1 protein-coding gene and 1 tRNA gene are annotated in these 1,212 nt (G+C 36.1%); one reads left to right on the forward strand and one right to left on the reverse strand.

Annotation, left to right across the window (positions count from 1 at the left end; all coding sequences use genetic code 11):
* The first annotated feature begins 214 nt into the window (after window positions 1-214).
* Entirely contained in the window at window positions 215-418 is a 204-nt protein-coding gene (locus BS63_RS0110275) for a CsbD family protein (RefSeq protein WP_002963266.1), read from the forward strand.
* Between the two features lie 481 nt (window positions 419-899).
* Here BS63_RS0110275 and BS63_RS0110280 read toward each other — a convergent pair.
* A tRNA-Gln gene (locus BS63_RS0110280) sits at window positions 900-971 on the reverse strand.
* Window positions 972-1,212: the final 241 nt, after the last annotated feature.

The following is a 1,212-nucleotide window of genomic DNA, read 5'->3' on the forward strand; positions in this document are numbered from 1 at the left end:
CACCCAACGTTATCAAGAAAAACTAAATAACCTGACTCCTTTAGAATTCAGGAATCAGGTTGCTTAAATTATTTTATTATTTGACTGTCTACTTGACAGGGAGCGGTTCAGTTCATTTCGTATCAGTTTTTTGCTTTTCAGCATAAAAGGGTGTATACTTAAATCAATATCTGATTTAGTTTAGATAATACAAAAAATTAACGGAGGTAACCCCATGTCAATCGAAGAAAAATTCAACCAAGCTAAAGGTTCTGTTAAAGAAGGTTTTGGTAAACTAACTGGCGATACAAAAACTCAAGCAGAAGGTGCTGCAGAAAAAGTAGCTTCAAAAGCTAAAGAAGTTGCCGGAGATGCTGAAGAAGCTGTCGAAGGTGCAGTATCTGGTGTTAAAAACATCTTTAAAAAAGACGGAGAATAATTTCCTGTACAATAAGCACTCTTATTCCACACGCTTAGAAAAGCATTGGAATTAGGGTGTTTTTTTGCTCGTGCAAACATCAGAAAAGCACCCCTTTGAGATACTTGATATAGACTTGGTAGTTATTCTAACTAATATGTATAAGAGATTGATGTGGGTTGGATAGAAGATATAGAAGAAATATTTATCCCCTCGACTTTTTTCTCCAACATAAAATATCTCCCTTCTCTTTCGAGAAAGGAGAGTTTCTTTTATGGGCTCTAAAATATTTGTAGTGGGTAAATCCCCTATGGATATTATGGAGCCTATTTTGTTGTAGAAAAAAAGTCCCATAAGATCTATAATGAAAAGTGACAAAACAACTCATTAGAAAGAATCATATGGAACAATTACATTTTATCACAAAACTACTGGATTTTGAGTCCAGCGCGTCTGCCAATTCCGCCACACCGGCCTAGCATAGAAGCGCAAATAAAAAAAACTGGGGTAGCTGGATTCGAACCAACGCATGAGGGAGTCAAAGTCCCTTGCCTTACCGCTTGGCTATACCCCAATACAGCTAGTATTCTACTGAAAAATAGGGTGCTTGTCAAGATGATTAGAGTAAAAAATTCTTATCACACCTCCTTAATCTATTGCCTTAACGAAGTCAGATCAATTATTCAATTTTTTCCACCTGATAAATTGTAAAATATAGTACAACAAAAAAACTCATAGCGTTTCATTGGTGTAAACTGTAAGTAACCACACAAACAGAACCCGAGGAAAAACTATGAGCTACTCCCATCTTACCA

Source organism: Streptococcus sobrinus DSM 20742 = ATCC 33478 (genome assembly GCF_000686605.1).
Taxonomy (GTDB): Bacteria; Bacillota; Bacilli; order Lactobacillales; family Streptococcaceae; genus Streptococcus; species Streptococcus sobrinus.